Origin of the sequence: Kitasatospora sp. NPDC056731 (genome assembly GCF_040687675.1) — a bacterium.
GTDB lineage: Bacteria > Actinomycetota > Actinomycetes > Streptomycetales > Streptomycetaceae > Kitasatospora.
Window position 1 is genome coordinate 41983 of record NZ_JBFBNR010000035.1, and the last position, 16970, is coordinate 58952.

General features: G+C 73.5%; 16 protein-coding genes and 1 pseudogene. 5 read left to right on the forward strand and 12 right to left on the reverse strand.

The genetic code is table 11. The annotated features are described in order from the left end of the window. Positions 1 to 39 precede the first annotated feature (39 nt). Entirely contained in the window at positions 40 to 828 is a 789-nt protein-coding gene (locus AB0R04_RS29005; protein ID WP_063345853.1) for an SDR family NAD(P)-dependent oxidoreductase, read from the reverse strand. A gap of 91 nt (positions 829 to 919) precedes the next feature. Beyond that, the gene (locus tag AB0R04_RS29010; RefSeq protein ID WP_063345852.1) at positions 920 to 1738 is read right to left on the reverse strand and encodes an AfsR/SARP family transcriptional regulator; all 819 of its coding nucleotides are present in this window, start codon (positions 1736 to 1738) and stop codon (positions 920 to 922) included. A gap of 297 nt (positions 1739 to 2035) precedes the next feature. On the opposite strand from AB0R04_RS29010, the gene AB0R04_RS29015 reads away from it, so the two are divergent. Then, positions 2036 to 2563, forward strand: coding sequence for an NUDIX hydrolase family protein (locus AB0R04_RS29015; protein ID WP_063345851.1), 528 nt, complete (start codon positions 2036 to 2038; stop codon positions 2561 to 2563). Between the two features lie 78 nt (positions 2564 to 2641). Here AB0R04_RS29015 and AB0R04_RS29020 read toward each other — a convergent pair whose 3' ends face one another. The 5 genes from AB0R04_RS29020 to AB0R04_RS29040 form a co-directional block, all read right to left on the reverse strand. After that, positions 2642 to 4363 carry an ABC transporter ATP-binding protein gene (locus AB0R04_RS29020; protein ID WP_363376467.1) on the reverse strand — a complete coding sequence of 574 codons (1722 nt, stop codon included), beginning with the start codon at positions 4361 to 4363 and terminating at the stop codon, positions 2642 to 2644. Positions 4364 to 4386: 23 nt separating this feature from the next. Next, positions 4387 to 5376 carry an ABC transporter permease gene (locus AB0R04_RS29025; protein ID WP_063345850.1) on the reverse strand — a complete coding sequence of 330 codons (990 nt, stop codon included), beginning with the start codon at positions 5374 to 5376 and terminating at the stop codon, positions 4387 to 4389. Further along, entirely contained in the window at positions 5373 to 6434 is a 1062-nt protein-coding gene (locus AB0R04_RS29030; protein ID WP_363376422.1) for an ABC transporter permease, read from the reverse strand. Before AB0R04_RS29030 ends, AB0R04_RS29025 begins: the two co-directional genes overlap by 4 nt. A gap of 32 nt (positions 6435 to 6466) precedes the next feature. After that, a complete protein-coding gene (locus AB0R04_RS29035; protein ID WP_363376425.1) occupies positions 6467 to 8185 on the reverse strand; it encodes an ABC transporter substrate-binding protein in 1719 nt (572 codons plus the stop codon). A 144-nt stretch (positions 8186 to 8329) separates the two neighbouring features. Further along, positions 8330 to 8422: an Ms4533A family Cys-rich leader peptide gene (locus AB0R04_RS29040; RefSeq protein WP_317620150.1), complete on the reverse strand. Its 93-nt coding sequence runs from the start codon at positions 8420 to 8422 to the stop codon at positions 8330 to 8332. 351 nt (positions 8423 to 8773) lie between these two features. Here AB0R04_RS29040 and AB0R04_RS29045 point away from each other — a divergent pair, with 351 nt between their 5' ends. Both AB0R04_RS29045 and dhaL read left to right on the forward strand, forming a co-directional pair. Next, a complete protein-coding gene (locus tag AB0R04_RS29045; protein WP_063345848.1) occupies positions 8774 to 9811 on the forward strand; it encodes a dihydroxyacetone kinase subunit DhaK in 1038 nt (345 codons plus the stop codon). Next, positions 9808 to 10431, forward strand: a pseudogene (gene dhaL / locus AB0R04_RS29050) (dihydroxyacetone kinase subunit DhaL); the annotation flags it as partial. The gene AB0R04_RS29045 and the pseudogene dhaL, both read left to right, overlap by 4 nt. Before the next feature lie 286 nt (positions 10432 to 10717). On the opposite strand, the gene AB0R04_RS29055 reads toward dhaL, so the two are convergent. Together AB0R04_RS29055 and AB0R04_RS29060 are read right to left on the reverse strand one after the other, a co-directional pair. Continuing rightward, positions 10718 to 11410: an HAD family phosphatase gene (locus AB0R04_RS29055; protein WP_063345846.1), complete on the reverse strand. Its 693-nt coding sequence runs from the start codon at positions 11408 to 11410 to the stop codon at positions 10718 to 10720. Between the two features lie 251 nt (positions 11411 to 11661). Then, a complete protein-coding gene (locus AB0R04_RS29060; protein WP_363376430.1) occupies positions 11662 to 12621 on the reverse strand; it encodes a ScbA/BarX family gamma-butyrolactone biosynthesis protein in 960 nt (319 codons plus the stop codon). Between the two features lie 114 nt (positions 12622 to 12735). Here AB0R04_RS29060 and AB0R04_RS29065 point away from each other — a divergent pair, with 114 nt between their 5' ends. Both AB0R04_RS29065 and AB0R04_RS29070 read left to right on the forward strand, forming a co-directional pair. Then, positions 12736 to 13395, forward strand: coding sequence for a ScbR family autoregulator-binding transcription factor (locus tag AB0R04_RS29065; RefSeq protein ID WP_363376432.1), 660 nt, complete (start codon positions 12736 to 12738; stop codon positions 13393 to 13395). A 113-nt stretch (positions 13396 to 13508) separates the two neighbouring features. Beyond that, positions 13509 to 14246 carry an MgtC/SapB family protein gene (locus tag AB0R04_RS29070; RefSeq protein ID WP_363376435.1) on the forward strand — a complete coding sequence of 246 codons (738 nt, stop codon included), beginning with the start codon at positions 13509 to 13511 and terminating at the stop codon, positions 14244 to 14246. 25 nt (positions 14247 to 14271) lie between these two features. Here the strand turns inward: AB0R04_RS29070 and AB0R04_RS29075 are convergent, their stop codons facing one another. The 3 genes from AB0R04_RS29075 to AB0R04_RS29085 are packed head-to-tail and all read right to left on the reverse strand — an operon-like array spanning position 14272 to position 16891. Further along, the gene (locus AB0R04_RS29075) at positions 14272 to 14925 is read right to left on the reverse strand and encodes a GntR family transcriptional regulator (protein ID WP_063345843.1); all 654 of its coding nucleotides are present in this window, start codon (positions 14923 to 14925) and stop codon (positions 14272 to 14274) included. A gap of 49 nt (positions 14926 to 14974) precedes the next feature. Next, the gene (locus tag AB0R04_RS29080; protein ID WP_063345842.1) at positions 14975 to 15721 is read right to left on the reverse strand and encodes a glucose 1-dehydrogenase; all 747 of its coding nucleotides are present in this window, start codon (positions 15719 to 15721) and stop codon (positions 14975 to 14977) included. A gap of 39 nt (positions 15722 to 15760) precedes the next feature. Then, positions 15761 to 16891: an NAD(+)/NADH kinase gene (locus AB0R04_RS29085; RefSeq protein WP_363376438.1), complete on the reverse strand. Its 1131-nt coding sequence runs from the start codon at positions 16889 to 16891 to the stop codon at positions 15761 to 15763. Positions 16892 to 16970: the final 79 nt, after the last annotated feature.

Sequence of the window (16970 nt, forward strand, 5' to 3'; positions counted from 1 at the left end):
CCGGTTCCTTCCCGTGGGCCGGCCAGGGTTGCGCCGGGGTTACTGGGTGGCGAGGCCGCCGCAGACGTTCAGCGCCTGGGCGGTGATGCTGGCGGCGGTCGGGGAGGTGAGGTAGCCGGCCAGCGAGGCGACCTCCTCCGGGGTGGTGTAGCGGCCGAGCGGGATGTGCGTCTGGAAGTGCTGGTGGATGGTCTCGGGGGTGGTGTTGTAGGCGGTGGCGTACTCGTGGTGGATCCGGGTGGTGTGCGGGGTGTTCACGTAGCCCGGGCAGATGGCGTTGACGGTGGTGCCGGTCGGGGCCAGTTCCTTGGCGAGTGCCCGGGTGAAGCCGATCACGGCGTGCTTGCTCGCGGTGTACGGGGCGCCGAGGGTGACGGCCTGCTTCCCGGCGGTGGAGGCGATGTTGATGATCCGCGGGTGCGCGGTGCCGGTGAGGTGGCCGTGTTTGAGGGTCTCCCGGGTGACGAGGAAGACGGCGTTGAGGTTGGTGTCGATGACGTCGTACCAGAGGTCGTCCGTGGTGGTGGCGATCGGCCCGCCGCCGGTGCGGCCGGCGTTGTTGACCAGCACGGTGATCGGACCGTGCTCGGCCACCACGTGCCGGATCAGCGCGCTGACCTGGGTGGGGTCGCGCACGTCGCAGGTGGTGCCGTCGGCCTGGTGGCCCTCGCCGCGCAGGGTGGCCAGCGCCTCGGTGATGTGCGGGCCGGTGCGGGCGCAGATGAAGAGGCGGTGGCCGCGGCTGCCGAGCTCGCGGGCGATGGCGAGGCCGATCCCGCGGGTGCCGCCGGTGATCAGGGCGAGGGGTTGCTCGGGTGCGGTGGTCATGGCGGGTCCTGGGGGTGAGGGCGGGCTGGGAGCTCGGGCCGGTGGTGGGTGGTCGGTGGTCGGGGGTCGGTGGGGTGGTCGGGGCGGGAGCTCAGGCCGGGTAGAGGTTGTAGGTGGTCGGGTGGGCCGTGGTCGGGGTGTTGAGGGTGGGGTCGAGGGTGAGGATCGCGTGGTGCACGTGTTGCAGGTGCGGGGAGGGTTGGATGCCGAGCTCGGTGGTGAGACGGTGCCGCAGGTGGTGGTAGGTGGCGAGGGCGGTGGTCTGCCGGCCGGCCCGGTAGAGCGCGACCATGGCCTGGGCGTGCAGGCCCTCGTGGTGCGGGTGCTGGTGGGTGAGGTGGGTGAGTTCGGGGATGAGCTCGTTGTGCCGGCCGAGCCGCAGGTCGGTGTCGATGCGGCGTTCCAGGGTGATCAGGCGGCTCTCCTCCAGGCGCATGATCTCGATGGCGAGGATCGGCCCGGGCCGCACGTCGACCAGGGCCGGGCCGTGCCAGAGCGCGAGGGCCTGCCGGAAGTGGGTGGCGGCCTGGTGGTCGTGGCCGTGGTTGAAGGCGTGCTGCCCCTGGGTGGTGAGCAGGCTGTAGGTGTGGACGTCGAGGTTGTCCGGGTGGGTGGTGAGCTGGTAGCCGCCGTGCCGGGTGGTCAGGATGTCCTTGGCGGTGATGTGCGGGGTCGGCCCGAGGCCGTGGGTGATCCGGCGGCGCAGTTGCAGGATGTACGTCTGCATGGTGGTGAGCGCCTGTCTGGGCGGGTCGTCGCCCCAGATCTCCTCGATCAGGGTGGCGGTGGGCAGGATGCGGTTCGGGTAGAGCGCGAGGAGGGCCAGGATCTGGCGCTGCTTGGCGGCGGTGGGGACGACGGAGATGCCGTTGAGGTCGGCGGTGAGGGGGCCGAGGACCTTGAGGTGCATGGCGGTTCTCCTCTCGGGCGCGGAGCGTCCGCTCGGGTGGGCGTCATTCGGCTGCTTGTTCGGGTCGACGGAATGGTGGGGCGGACGCGTCGCACCCTAGTTGGGCCGAGGGGCGGGGGCCGGATTCCTCAAGTGCCCGTCGAGCGCGGTTCCGGGCGCTCTGGTGGGGCCTCCGGGCAGACCGGTGCGGCAGAGCGACGCGGCGGGTCGGCGAGGCGGGTCGGCGCTCGACGGTGTGACGGGCGGGGCGCCCGGCGCGGACGGGGCCCGGGAACGTACCATCGGCGAATGGCTGACATGACGGAAACCACGCCAGGCTGGCTCGCCCCCGAGGAGCTGGAGACCACCCGCGCCAAGATGCCGATCCTGTACGTCGAGGCCGTGCCGGTCCGCGTCGACGACGCCGGCGAGGTCACCCAGGTCGGTCTCCTGCTGCGGATCGGACCGGACGGGACGGTCAGCCGCACGCTGGTCTCCGGCCGGGTGCTGCACCACGAGCGGATCCGCGACGCCCTGCTGCGGCACCTGGAGAAGGACCTCGGCCCGGTGGCGCTGCCCCGGATCCCCGCCTCGCTGCAACCGTTCACGGTCGCCGAGTACTTCCCGACCCTGGGGATCACCGAGTTCCACGACCCGCGCCAGCACGCGGTGTCGCTGGCGTACGTCGTGCCGGTGGTCGGCGACTGCCGGCCGCGCCAGGACGCGCTCGACCTGGTCTGGTTCAGCCCGCAGGAGGCCGCCTCCCCGCTGGTGCAGCAGGACATGCCCGGCGGTCAGGGGGCGCTGCTCAAGCGGGCCCTGGCGCACGTCGGCTGCCTGAGCTGAGCACTCCGGCCGGGGCCCGCACCGGTGAGGTGCGGGCCCCGGCCGGGAGCCGGTCAGGGGATCGGTCAGGGAGGCCGGTCAGGCCCCGGCGGATGCCAGCCGGGCGGTGCGCCGGGCGGTCGCCTCGACGGGGTCCAGCACCGGCACGGCCGCCAGCAGGCCCTTGGTGTACGCGTGCTGGGGGGAGTCGTACACGGCGTCGGCGTCGCCCTGCTCGACGATCCGCCCGGCCCGCATCACCGCGACCCGGTCGCTCACCTGCCGGACCACGGCCAGGTCGTGGGCGATGAAGACCAGCGCGAGGCCGAGGTCGCGCTGCAACTCACCCAGCAACGCGACCACCTGGGCCTGGGTGGTGACGTCCAGTGCGGAGACCGGTTCGTCGCAGACGATCAGTCGCGGCTGCGGCGCGAGCGCCCGCGCGATGCCGACCCGCTGGCGCTGTCCGCCGGAGAACTCGTGCGGGTAGCGGTGGTACCAGTCGGCGTCGAGGCCCACGCGTTCGAGGAGCTCGCCGACCCGGGCGCGGATGCGGCGCTCGTCGCTCTCACCGGCGATGCGCAGCGGGTCGGCGATGGACTCCCCGATGCTGCGGCGCGGGTTGAGCGAGGACACCGGGTCCTGGAAGACCATCTGCAACTCCCGCCGGAGCGGGCGCAGTTCCTTCTCCCCGAGCGCTCCGATGTCCCGGCCGCGGTAGTGGAGCCGGCCGCCGGTCGGCTCCAGCAGCCGGACCAGCATCCGCCCGAGTGTGGTCTTGCCGGAGCCGGACTCGCCGACGATGCCCAGCGTCTCGCCCGCGCGCACGGTGAGCGAGACGCCGTCCACGGCGGCCACGGGGGCCGCGCGCCGGGTGAGGCCGCCGCGGGTGGCGAACTCCCGGCGCAGGTCGGTGGCTTCGAGCAGGACGTCGCCCCCGGTGCGCCCGGCGGCTCCGTCGTCGGCGGCGCCTCCGGCAGGCCCGGCAGGCCCGGTGTGTGCAGCGCCAGCAGCGCCAGGAACGCCCGGAGCGTCGACCCGGGGCACCGCCGACAGCAGCGCGCGGGTGTACGGCTCGCGCGGCGCGCCCAGCACCTCGGTGACCGGGCCGTGTTCCACCGCCCGGCCGTCCTTCATCACCAGCACCCGGTCGACGCTCCCGGCGACCACCCCGAGGTCGTGGGTGACCAGGACCAGCCCGGCCCCGGTCTCGGCCCGCAACTCGTGCAGCAGGTCGAGGATCTGGGCCTGGACGGTGACGTCCAGCGCGGTCGTGGGCTCGTCGGCGACCAGCAGCCGCGGCTCGCAGGCCAGCGCCATCGCGATCAGCACCCGCTGGCGCATGCCGCCGCTGAACTCGTGCGGGCGCGACCGCGAGCGCCGCGCCGGATCGGGGATGCCGACGCGGCCGAGCACCTCGACGGCCCGGGCCCTGGCGGCCCGGCGGGAGACGGCCCGGTGGACGCGTACGACCTCGGCGATCTGGTCGCCCACCGCGTAGTACGGGTCGAGGGCGGAGAGCGGGTCCTGGAACACCATGGCCGCCAACCCGCCGCGCAGCCGCCGCAGTTCGTCGCCCTCGGCGGTGACGGCGTCGACGCCGGCGACCCGGACGGAGCCGCCGACCCGGGCGCCGGTGCCGCGGTGCAGGCCGAGCAGCCCGTAGGCGACGGTGCTCTTGCCGGACCCGGACTCGCCGACGATGCCGAGCGCCTGCCCGGCCTCCAGGGTGAAGCCCACGCCGTCGACGGCGCGGACGTGCCCGTCGCCGACCGGGAAGTCGACGACCAGGTCCCGGACGTCGACCAGGGGGGAAACCAGGGGAGGAGCCAGGGGTTCGGCGCTCACGTCAGGACCACCCTTCGATCGGTCACCGCGTAGAGCACGTCCGCGACGACGTTGGCGAGGACCACGGCGAACCCGGTGACGAGGGTGAGGCCGACGACGGTCGGCAGGTCGATCAGGCTGACCGAGCTGACCAGCAGCTTGCCGAGCCCCGGGAGCCCGAACAGCGACTCCGTCAGCACGGCGGACCCGAACATCGTCCCGAGGTCCATGGCGGTGAGCGCGATCACCGGGGTGAGCGCGCCGCGCAGCGCATGCCTGGTCACCAGGCGCCGCTCGCTGACGCCGTACGCCCGGAAGGTCCGGATGTGGTCGTCGGCGAGGGTCTCCAGCATGGACGAGCGGGTCAGCCGGGCGTACTTGGCGGACTCGATGAGCGCGAGCGAGACCCAGGGCAGCAGCAGGCCCCAGAACCACTGCTGCGGGTCCTCGGTGAGCGGTACGTAGCTCGGGAACGGCAGCCACTGGAGCTGGGCGCACAGGACGATGAGCAGCACCAGGCCGATGACGAAGACCGGGATGGAGTTGCCGGCCAGCGTCAGCGCGGTCAGCAGCCGCTCGCTGAGGCGGCCCCGGCGCAGCGCGGAGAGCAGCCCGGTGCCGACCCCGAGGGCCAGCCAGAGCACCATCGCGCCGAGCGCGAGTGAGGCCGTCACCGGGAGCCGGGCGGCGATCATGTCGGTGACCTGCTCGCCGCTGCGGTAGGAGACGCCCAGGCACGGCGCCGGGCAGTGCAGCAGGCCCGTTCCGGCGCTGAAGTCGCGGCCGGCGACGACGCCCTGGAGGAAGTGGGCGTACTGGAGGTAGACCGGTGCGTCGAGGCCGAGGCGTTCGCGCACCTGGAGGACCTGGGCGGGGCTGCACTTCTCGCCGCAGGCCAGCTGGGCGGGGTCGCCGGGGGCGATGTAGAAGACCGCGTAGACGATCAGCGAGATGGCGAGCAGGACGCCGACCATGCCGATGGCCCTGCGGAACAGGAAGCGGGTCATGCGGTGGCCTCCTCGGCGGCGGCGGCCGACGGTCCGGGGCGGGCGGGGTCCGACGAACCGCTGCCCGACGAACCGCTGCCCGACGAGCCGGCGTCGCGCGCCGTTCCGACCCGCAGCCGGGAGGCCGCGCGGGGGTCGAGCTCGGTGCGGACGGCGTCGCCGAGCACGGTGAAGGCGAGCACCGTGGCGAACAGCAGCGCGGACGGGAGCAGCACGTACATCGGGTCGGCGCGGAACCAGGTGGTCGCGCCGGAGAGCATCTGGCCCCACGACGAGGTCGGCGGCTTGACGCCCACGCCGAGGAAGGACAGCCCGGCCTCGGCGATCACGTTGGACGGCAGCAGCACCGCGGCGTAGGTGATGACGGGCGCGGCCAGGGACGGCAGCAGCTCCCGGCGGGCGATCCGCCAGCGGGTGGCGCCGGCGAGCCGGGCCGCGGCCACGTAGTCGAGCTGGCGGAGGCTGAGCGTCTGCGCCCGGACCAGCCGGGCGGTGCCGGCCCAGCCGAGCAGCCCGATGACCAGGGTCAGCAGGAGCGGGCGGGGGAAGTCGGAGGGCACGACGGCCATCAGCGAGATGGCGAAGACCAGCGAGGGCAGCGCGAGCATGACCTCGGTGGTGTTGCCGATCAGCTGGTCGAGCAGCCGGCTGCCGAGGCCCGCGGCGAGGCCGAGCAGGACGCCGATGGTGACCTGGACGAGGGTGGCGCCGACGGCGACGAGCAGTGAGATCCGGGCGCCGTGGACCAGTCGGGCGAACACGTCGCGCCCGGTGCCGGGTTCGACGCCGAGCCAGTGCTCGGCGCTGACGCCGCCGAAGGAGCCGGTGGGCACCCCGCCGGCCGCCGAGTCGAGCAGGTCGTTGTGGTAGCTGGTGGGGTCCTGGCCCTCGATCGCGCTGAGCAGCGGTGCCGCTGCCGCGATCAGGGCGAGCAGGGCGATGACGAGGCCGGCGGCGAGGACGGCGCGCCGCGCGAGCAGCCGCCGCCACACCGTCCGGCCCCCGGCGGCCGGGGAGGCCGCGAGGGCCTCCCCGGCCTGGGGTTCCTGTGGAGCCATGGTTGTCTGACCGATCCGTCCGATCCCGCCCGCTACTTGACCGCGACCTGGGAGATGTCGAGCACGCCGGTCCAGTCGCTGATGACGATGTTGCGGACGTCCTTGCCCGACAGCCGCTTGTAGACGGGGTGGAACAGCGGGACGGTGAGGGCCTGGTCGCCGATCCGCTTGTCCAGGGCGCCCCAGCGCTTGGCGGCCTCGGCGTGGTCGGTGATCTTGTTGATCTGGTCGATCTCGTCGTTCACCGACGGGTCGTCCAGCTGCGCGGAGTTGAAGTTGTAGCCGTCGGTGACGATCTGCCGGCCGTCGAAGATCGGCGCGAGGAACGGGCCGCCGGAGGGCCAGTCGGCGCCCCAGCCGGAGAGGAACAGGCCGGGTTCGGTGCTGACGGTGTGGATCGTCTTGGAGTACCTGGTGGAGTCCAGGGCGTCGAGCTGGACGGTGATCCCGGCCGCCTTCAGGCCGTCCTGGACGGCGGTGGCCAGGTTCGGGCCGTAGCCCTTGCCCGATTCGGTGGAGTGGGTGAGCGTGATGGTCAGGCCGTCCGGGTAGCCGGCCTCCTTCAGCAGCTCCTTGGCCTTCTCCGGGTTGCCGGTGGCGCCGGCCGGGAACGGGTCGTACGGCGTGTACCCGAAGGTCTCCTGGGTGGGCAGGTAGGTGGTGGCGGCCTCGGCGAGCGAGGAGCCGCCGGCGGCGTTGACGACCGAGGTGCGGTTGAGCGCGTAGGCGACGGCCTGCCGGACCTTGGGGTTGTCGAAGGGCTTGACCTTGGGGTTGAACGCCAGGTAGTTGACGTAGCCGAAGTGGCCGGTGCCGACGCGGGCGGCGAGGGCCTTGTCGTCCTTCACCTGGGCGAGCTCGGAGGGGCCGAGGTTGGTGTCGGTGGTGACGGCGGCCGCGTCGGCGCCGGTGCCGGCGGAGAGCCGCTGGTTGATCACCGCCGGGTCGAGCCCGGACTGCACGTCGACGGTGTCCGGGTACGCCTTGCGCTGCTCGTCGTTGGCCGCGGACCAGTTGGGGTTGCGCTTGAGGACGAGGTGCGCGCCGTCGTTCTCGTTCTTGACGACCTGGTAGGGGCCGGAGGAGACGGGGTGTTCCTGGTACTTCGTGCCGGTGTCCTTGGCCTTCGGGACGGGGGCGAACTGCGTCTGGGTGGCCAGGTACGGGAAGTCGCCCTCGGGCTTGTTGAGGCGGAAGGTGATGGTCTTCTCGTCCGGGGTCTCGATCGCGTCCAGAGCGCGGCCGTCCTTGTACGGGCCCTGGTAGTCGGCGGCGCCGACCAGCCAGTCCCTCAGGAATGGCGCCCCGCCGGAGAGTTCGGGGGCGAATGACCTTTCGATGCCGTACTTGATATCGGCGGTGGTGATCGCCGAGCCGTCCTCGTACTTCAGGCCGTCCTTGAGGTGGTACGTCCACACCGTCGCGCCGTCCGAGGGGGTGCCGGTGTCGGTGGCGAGGTCGGGGACGACCTTGGTGCCGGCCGCGCCGTCGGCCCGGTTGCGGGTGGTGAGGGTGCGGAAGACCAGGGAGGGCACGTTGCCGCCGCCGGAGGTGTAGAGCCGTGCGGGGTCGAACTGGTCCTGCGGGTTCTGGTTGAGGACGGTGAGGGTGCCGCCCTGCTGCGGCGCGGCGTCCTTGCCGGTGCTTCCACCGCCGTCGCCCTTCGGTCCGCACGCCGCGACTCCGACGGCCAGGGCGACGGTGACGGTCGCCGCGGCGAGGCGGCGGGGGGTGAAGGTGGTTCGAGACATCGGAAAGGGGGCCTTTCGCTACCGATGGTGTACGGAGGAAGGCGGGCGACAGTGAGGCCGTGAGGAGAGTGAGCGGCACCGCGCCCGCAGGGAGGGGCGACGTCCCGGGGCGGCGATCACCGCTACGCGTCGGGACAGGCGGATTCAGCGACAGAGATTGTCGGAAACGCAGTGCGCGGCCACGCCGATCAGCGCCAGCTCGATGGCGGCGCACTCGATCGGGTGACGGTCAGACATGCCGAGAAGACTGTATGACTTTAAGCGGAATGTCAAAACTCCGGATACCATCCGGCCGCCACCGGAACTCCGGGAACGGATTACGGCCCGGACACCGGGAGACCGTGCGGAAGCGGGGGGAAACCCGGGGCCCGGGCCCGCCGGACCGGCGGGCGCGACATCACCCGAGTGGGTGCCGCGCCCCTGCGAAGCGCCGGCGCCCCGAAGGCCCCGAACCGCCCGCCGGGCGGCCGTCCCGGGCCCTCGCGCACTTCCGTCTGCGGGTTGCCGCGCGCGGGCGCCTGCCCAAGCATGGGTGAACGTGATCGGCGATCGCGCGCAGCGCGGCCGCCCTACCGAGCGGAGCCGGACGTGGCCCCTTACCTCGAAACCGATCAGGACGCCCTGGTGGCGAGCGCACTCGCCGGATTCGCCCGGGCCCACCCATCGCTCGTCGTCCACGACCCCGACCTCGGATTCGTCCGCGCCCGTGACCGGGCCCCCGGGCGTCGGGTCGGACTGCTCTCCGGCGGCGGCTCCGGGCACGAGCCCCTGCACGTCGGATTCGTCGGCCGGGGCATGCTCGACGCCGCCTGCCCGGGCCGGATCTTCGCCTCACCGCACAACCGGCAGATCTTCGAGGCCTCGCGCGCGGTCGCCGGCGAGGACGGCGTCCTGCACATCGTGAAGAACTACACCGGCGACCGGATCAACTTCGGCATCGCGGCCGAACGGCTGCACCGCCAGGGCATACCGTGCGCCAGGGTCCTGGTGGACGACGACCTCGCCTCCGAGTCCGAGTCCGTCGCCGCCGGCCGGCGCGGGACGGCGGCCACCGTCCTGGTGCAGAAGATCCTCGGAGCGGCCGCCGACCTCGGGCTCGGACTGGCGGAACTCTCCCTGCTGGGAGCCGAGTTGGCCGGGCGCTGCCGCAGCATCGCGGTGGCCGGCGCCGCACACACCTCCCCGGCCACCGGCCGGCCGGCCTTCGAGGTGTCGGACCGGACGGTCGAGTTCGGGGTCGGCATCCACGGCGAACGGGCCGAACTCTCCCTGGAGTGCGAACCGCTGGCCGTCCTGGTGGGCCGGATGGCGCTGCGCCTGCTGGAGGCGCTGCGCCCGGCCCGCGCCCCCCTGGTCGCGCTGGTCAACGGGCTGGGCGCGACCACCGGCCTGGAGCTGTACGCGGTCCTGTACGAACTGGCCGCCGTCCTGGACGCCGGCGGGCGCCGCCTGGCGCGCAGCCTGGTCGGCGACTACGTCACCGCCCTCGACATGCGGGGGTTCTCGATCACCCTGCTCGCCGCCGACGAGCAGACGCTCGCGCTGCTCGACGCCCCCGCGTACACGGCGGCCTGGCCGGTCGCGCAATCGGCGCCGGCCCCCGGTCACCAGGAGGTCAGGAGATGACGGGCACGAAGGCCTTCGACGGCCTCTTCACGGCGGGCTGGATGCGACGGTTCGCCGAGACCGTCGCGGCCACCGAGGAGGAGCTCACCCGGCTCGACCAGGCCGCCGGGGACGGCGACTTCGGCGTCAACCTGCTCACCGGCGTGCGGTGCGCCCTGGCCGCGCTGGACCGGCTGCCGCCGGGGCGCCAGGCCGCGGCGGTACCGCTGGGCGCGGCGGCGGGCGCTTTCCTGGACGAGGTCGGCGGGACGAGCGGGCCGCTCTTCGGCCTGGTGCTCCAGGAGCTGGCGGCGGCCGTCGGCGCCGGCCCGCTGACCGGCCCGGCCCTCGCCCGGGGAGCGACGGCGGCGCTGGAGGCCGTCCAGCGGGTGGGGGAGGCGCGGCCGGGTGACAAGACGCTCGTCGACGCCCTGCACCCGGCCGCACTGGCCCTGCGCGGCTGCACTCCCGATGCCCGCCCGGACGACTGCCTCGCCGCGGCCGCCGCCGCCGCCGCGGCGGGCGTCCGCCGGACCAGGGCCCTGCGGGCCCGCCGCGGCCGGGCCAGCTACCTCGGCGAACGGGCCTCGGGAGTGCCCGACCCGGGCGCCGTGGGCATCGCGCTGCTGTTCGCCTCCGCGCACGCGGTGCCGCGGACGCTGGACGGCGTGCTGCTCGACGACAGCGCTGCTGACAGTGCGTCCGCCGACACCGCGCCGACCGACACCGCGTCCACCGACACCGCGTTCGGCGGGCCCGATCCGCTGTGCGGCCCCGAGCCGGCCCCCGCCGGCCCGTGACCGCCCGGCCCCGGCCGGGCGGCGCCCAGCCGGCTCCCCAGCCGGCTTGCGCTCCGCCGGGCGCTGCTCGGCCAGGGGTTGTTCGGCCGGGGGCTGTTCGGTCAGGGGCCGCCCCGCCGGGGGCTGCTCAGCTGGTGAGGGCGAGAGCGCTCCGGCGCCGGACCCAGTCGAGCAGTCCCGGCTCGCCCAGGGTGGCGACCCACAGGTCGACCGCCTCCCGCGCCTCGGCCGACGGGTTCGGCCCGACACCGATCACCCGCAGCCCCGCCAGGACGGCCGAGCGGATGCCGCAGAAGGTGTCCTCCACGGCGAGGCAGTCGGTGGGCTCGGCGCCGCAGAGCCGGGCGGCGGTCAGGTAGACGTCCGGCGCCGGCTTGGGCCCGATCCCCTCGGCCGGGACCACGATGTGCTCGAAGTGTTCGAGCAGTCCGGCGCCGCCGAGTCCGGCCTCGATCACGTCGCGCGGGCAGTTGCTGGCGACCGCCAGCGGGACGAACCCGCTGAGCCGGCCGACCAGTTCGGCCGCGCCCGGCATCGGGACCGGGTCGGCGTCGACGAGCGCCCGGAAGCTCACCAGCAGCCGGTCGGTCAGCTCCGGCGCCAGCGAGGGGTCGCCGGCGGTCTCGGCCATCAGCCGCCCGCAGTCCGAGTAGTGCAACCCGGCCGCGCGCGCCGTGAACTCCGGTCCGGCCGTGAGTCCGTAGCCTCGCAGCACCTCCGCACGGGCCTGGTGCCAGTGCGACTCGCTGTCCATCAGCGTGCCGTCGCAGTCGAAGACGACCGCTGCAGGGGTCCAGTCGTTGATTCTCTCCACGGTCATGCCTACGCCCTTCAGGTGGGATTGGCTCTGTGGGATTCGCCGGAGTGCGCGTCGGGACGAGGGGGGCCGACCATGACCTGGGCCGTGGCCGCTTTTGCCGACCTGTCCGGGGCCGGAATCTGGAGTGCGGCGGAACGACGCGCCTCGGCGTCCGGATCGGAGAAAACGACCCGGAACATAACGATCGCAACGTTACGATCGATATGTTTCGCGGTCAAACTTGGCGGCCCTAGATTTGCCGGGTCTTTACTTCAATAGCCCAGCGACCCCACGGCGGTGATATGACCGTTCTGACGAATATGAAAAACGCACAAATGCTCGTACTCGGTGATGTCGACTTCCGGGAGGGGGGCGAACTCGGTGAACCGCACCGCCTTCATCCGGTAGTCGACGGGGTGCGACAGCCGCCCCGCGCTCCGCAGTGCCGCGGCCTGTCGGGCCGCCTCCAGCAGCACCATGCCGGGCATGTGATCGGACGAGTGGTCGAAGAAGAACGGGTGCGCCGGGTCGGCCGGGCAGATCAGGAGCGCGTCGTCCGCCCGCGAACCATCACTCGCCCGCGAACCGCTGCCCGCGCGCGTCACCAGCACGTCGGAGGGCAGGGCGACGCCGACCTCCGCCGGTGACGGGGGGTCGGGGGGCGGGCCGGAATCCGCGGGATCCCCGGCCAGCGCGGTGCCGCGCAGGGCCGGGTAGGCAGGCCGTTCGACGAAGCGTGTGCCGCCCTCGATCCGGGCGAACACCACTCCCCGCGCGGAGCAGTCGACCCGCAGCCGCATGCCGGTGGGCCGGTGGTTTTCGGCCGAGGTCCGCAGGCCGTGCACCTGGGCCCGGCAGAGGACCGCCGCCGGGCCGTCGCCGCGCGGCTCGGCCGCCGGGTCGACCCGGCAGGACACGTCGGTGATCAGCAGGTGCGTGTCGGCCGGCACCCCGTAGTGGCGCAGCGGCAGGTAGATGCCCAGCTGGCGGGCGGTCTCCACGGCGATCAGCGGGTCGTGCCGCTCCCCGCGTCCGCGCGGGAAGGTGGGGTGGGAGCGGGGCCACTGGGCCGCCGCCTCGAAGCGGTCGCCGCCTCGGGCCCGGACGTCGGTCAGCAGCACCTCCGCCACGGCGGCGCGGTGGACCAGTTCACGGGGGACCGTGCGGGACCAGCTGAGCGGTCGGGCAGGATGCCGGGCCGCCGAGGAGGGGAGGAAATCCAGCATCTTCATATTTACAGAAAATATCAATCTCCTTGGTTTCGCATGTCGTCAGTTGGCGCTCCGGCCCGCAGATCACTACAGTGCGTGCGAAAAGCCGGGGTGATCTTGAAAAGGCAGAGGCGCGTGCAGAATCGGGCGGAGACGACACGGAGGTCAGTCCTCGAATCAGCTGCGCGATTGTTCGACGAACGCGGGTACGCGGGCACCAGCATCAGCGACATCAGCGCGGCCTCCGGCAGGACGAGCGGGGCCATCTACTTCCACTACACCAGCAAGGAGAACCTGGCCCGCGCCGTGATCGAAGCGCACTTCGCCACCTGGCCGGAGCTCGTCGCGCGCCACACCCGCACGCCGGTGCCGGCGCTGGAGCAACTCGTCCGGCTGAGCTTCGCGGTGGCGCGGGCCTTCCGCGACGACGTCGTGGTCAGGGCCGGCGCCCGGCTCTGGTCCGAGCGCGCGGCCATCGACGCCGACCTCCCGGTGCCGTTCGTGGGGTGGATCGACACCGTCCGCGTCCTGCTCGAACGGGCGGGCAGCGAGGGCGAGCTCGCCGCCCGGGTCGACCCGTCGACCACGGCCCACGGCGTGATCTGCGCCTTCTTCGGGCTGCACACCGTCTCCGACGCGATCGACGGACGGCGCACCATCGAGGAGCGCCTGTGCGACCTGTGGGAACTGTTGCTGCCGGGCCTCCAGAAGAACCCCGACCCGGCCGCCCTGCTCGCCTCGGTCCGGCCCAGGCCGTCCGCGCGCGCCGACGGGTGGGGAACCGGCGGGAATTGACGTGGAATCGACCCCGCGCCTTCCGGGAGGAGGCCACGCCGCCGGGCACCGGGCCCTAGCATGGTTCACCACGTCCGGGGCCGGCGGTGCGGCGGAGAAGAGGCGTCAGGGCTATGGCAGCGGTTCAATGGGCGGTCGGGCCGTCCGGTCAGGGGTCGGTCCAGGTACTGGAGTTCCTGTTCGCCTTCCTGCTCTCCGGCCTGATCGGGGTCGAGCGGCAGATCCGCCAGAAGTCCGCGGGCCTGCGGACGTACACGACGGTGGGCAGCGGCGCGGCGCTGTTCACCCTGGTGAGCAAGTACGGTTTCGCCGACGTGATGCGCGAGGGCACCGTCGTGCTGGACCCGTCGCGGATGGCCGCGCAGATCGTGTCGGGGCTGGGCTTCATCGGCGCCGGGGTGATCTTCGTGCACCGGGGCTGGGTGCAGGGGCTGACGACGGCGGCCACGATCTGGCTCACCGCGGCGGTGGGCTCCGCCGCGGCCGCGGGCCTGCCGCTGCTCGCGGCGCTGACCGTCGCGGCGTACTTCCTCGCGTCCTACGCGATCAGGCCGTTGCTCAACCGCCTGCCCGCGCTGCACCGGCCCGCGGTCTCGTACCGCATCGTCTACCGTCCCGGCAGGGGGGTGCTGCGGGACGTGCTGGACCAGTGCACCCGGGCCGGATTCGCCGTCTTCGAGCTGCGCACGCTGTCCGGCACGGACGGGGAACTCCCCGGCGAGGTCTCCGAGAAGCCCGTCGAGGTCGCCCTGTCGGTGCAGGGGCAGGGCGACGCCGGTGGGCTCACCGCGCAGCTCGCGGCCGTGGCCGGAGTGCTGACCTGCGTCCGCGGCCGGTCCGACGAGGAGTGACGTCCCGGCCGCGGGGGAGCGCGCGTCAGCGGACGCCGAGGGCCGGCAGGCGCTCCATGATCCGTTCCATGCCACTGGTCCAGTTCGCCTCCAGGGCGGCGACGGCCTGCTCCATGTCGTCGTCGAGGAGGCACTGGGCGATCCGCTCGTGCTCCTCGGCGGCGCGTTCGAGGATCTCGTGGTCGCCGACGACCACCCGCTCGTAGCGGTGGAGGGTGAGTTTGAGCGAGTCGATCAGCTCGCGCAGCCGGGCGTTGGAGCAGCCGGAGAGCAACAGCGCGTGCCAGGCGTCGTCGTAGCGCTCTATGGTGCCGTGCGGGGCCTGGGGTGCGGAGAAGGCGCGGGCCTCCGCCAGCAGCCGGGGCGCGATGGCCGAGAGGTGCGCGCGGTCGGAGGTCCGCAGCGCCAGCGACTCCAGGGCGATCAGGATGGCCGTGAGGTCGAGGAACTCCTGTCGGCCGGTGGGTGCGAAGCGAAAGCCCTTGCCGCGCTCGCTGGTGATGATGCCCTCGCGCTCCAGACTGATCAGCGCCTCGCGCAACGGGGTGCGGCTGACGCCCAGTTCCTCCGCGAGGTGGACCTCGTTGATCGACTCGCCGGGGGTGAACCGGCCGTGGCCCAGCCGCTCCAGGAGTTCGTCCTTCACCTGTTCGCGCAGCGGACGCCGCTCGATCGCCATCGGGCTTTCCCTTCTTCCTCGGTCCGTAGCGTACCGGCCGGGCGACTGGTCAGGCGGTCCCGGCGCCGTCCACGGCGATGATCGCGCCGCTGACGAACGTGGAGGCGTCACTGGCGAGGAAGGCGACCGTCTGGGCGATGTCCCGAGGCTGGCCGATGCGGCCGAGCGGTCGGTCGGCGGCGTCGGCGTAGAAGGCGTCCGGGCTCTCGCCGAGCTGGCGGGCCTCCTCGGCGAGCATACCGGTGTTGGTGTCGCCGGGGCACACGCAGTTGACGCGGATGTTGTCGGGGCCGTGGTCGATGGCCATGGCCCGGGTCATGTTGACGACGGCGCCCTTGGAGGCGCAGTAGGAGACGGCCCGGCCGCCGCCCCGGATGCCCCAGCCGGAGCCGGTGTTGATGATGCTGCCGCCGCCGTTCGCGGCCATCAGCGGCACGACCAGCCCGCTGAGCAGCATGACGGAGCGGACGTTGACGGCCATCACCAGGTCCCAGTCGTCGTCGGTGATGTCGCAGACGGTGGACCGACGGATGATCCCGGCGTTGTTGAACAGCACGTCGACGCCGCCGTGCAGGTCGACGGCGGTGCGCACGGCCCGTTCGCAGTCGGCGCGTTGGGAGACGTCGCAGCGGACGAAGGTGCCGCCGGTCTCCTTGGCGGCCTGCTCGCCGCGGTCGGCGTCGAGGTCGGCGAGGACGACGGCCGCGCCGAGTTCGGCCAGCAGTGCGGCGGTGGCCCGGCCGATGCCGGAGGCGGCGCCGGTGACGAGGGCGCGCTTGCCGTGGAGGTCGATCACTGGGGGCTCCTCTTCAGGGGGTCTCAGGGGGGGCGGGGTTCAGGCGGTCAGGCGGTAGACGGCGCTGGCGTGGCGGCCGGTGATCACCCGGACGTGCCCGGACAGGGCGTCGTCCAGCTCCGGGTCGCCGGTGTCCAGCAGCAGCGGGCGGCCCGCGAGGGCGGCGAGCTTCGCCTCGGTGGCGAGGACGAGCAGCCGCTCGCGGCCGGCGGCGCGCAGCAGTTCGGGGGTGAACTGCTGGTTGCCGCGGCCGAGCAGGAAGCCCTGGCCGCCGATCGGCGAGAGCGCGATCCACGGGGCGGCGGGAAGGGCCAGCAGTTGGTCGGCCCGGGCGTCGCGGATCACGACGCGGGCGGTGCCGCCGGGTTGGAGGCGGAGCACGTCGACGCCGGTCAGGCAGGCGTCCGCCGCGCCGAGTGCCGTGGCGACGGCGTGCGTCGTGCCGCCCGGGCCGAGGGCGAGCAGCCCGCCGACCCCGACGCGTTCGGCGACCTCGGCGGCGATGCCGCCCAGCGCCTCGGAGTCGGCGGTGGAGCTGCCGGTCTTGCGCTGCTGGACCCGGGCGGGCAGGACCGGGACGGTCAGCCACCCGTGCAGGCGCGCGGACACCCGGCTCTCGCGTAGTGCCGCCTCGTCGCGGTCCACGACCTCGGCAGGCGCCAGCCGGACGCCGCCGCCCGCCCAGGCCGCGGCTACCTCGGCGGCGGCGCGGGGGTGGACGGCGAAGACGGCGGAGTGCATCTTGACGCCGGCCGGGATGCCGAGGACGGGCGGGCCGGGCTCCGGGCCGAGCGGGCCGAGCGACCCGAGCGCGTCGAGGACGTCGCGGGCCGTGCCGTCGCCGCCGCAGAACAGCAGCAGGCGGGCGCCGGCCGCGACGAGGGCGCGGACGGCCGCGCGGGTGTCCGCCGCCGTGGTGCCCGGGCCGGCGGGCCGGTGGACCACCGTCGCGTCGAGGCCGGCCGCCCGCGCCGCGTCCGCGCCCATCGGCCCGGCCGCTGTCAGCAGGGTCAGTTGCGGTGCGAGCACTACGAACTGACGGAGCATCAGTTCAGCACGGGAGGTCGCGGCCGGCCGGGCGCCGAGGGTGCGGGCCCGCTGCTGGACCTCGGCGCCGTCGCTGCCCTTGAGGCCGACCCGGCCGCCGAGTCCGGCGACCGGGTTGACCACGAGCCCGATGGTGGGGCCCGTCGTCGAACTCCCGACTACCGGGCGGGCGAAGGGAGTTCGACGACCGGCCCCGGGGTCC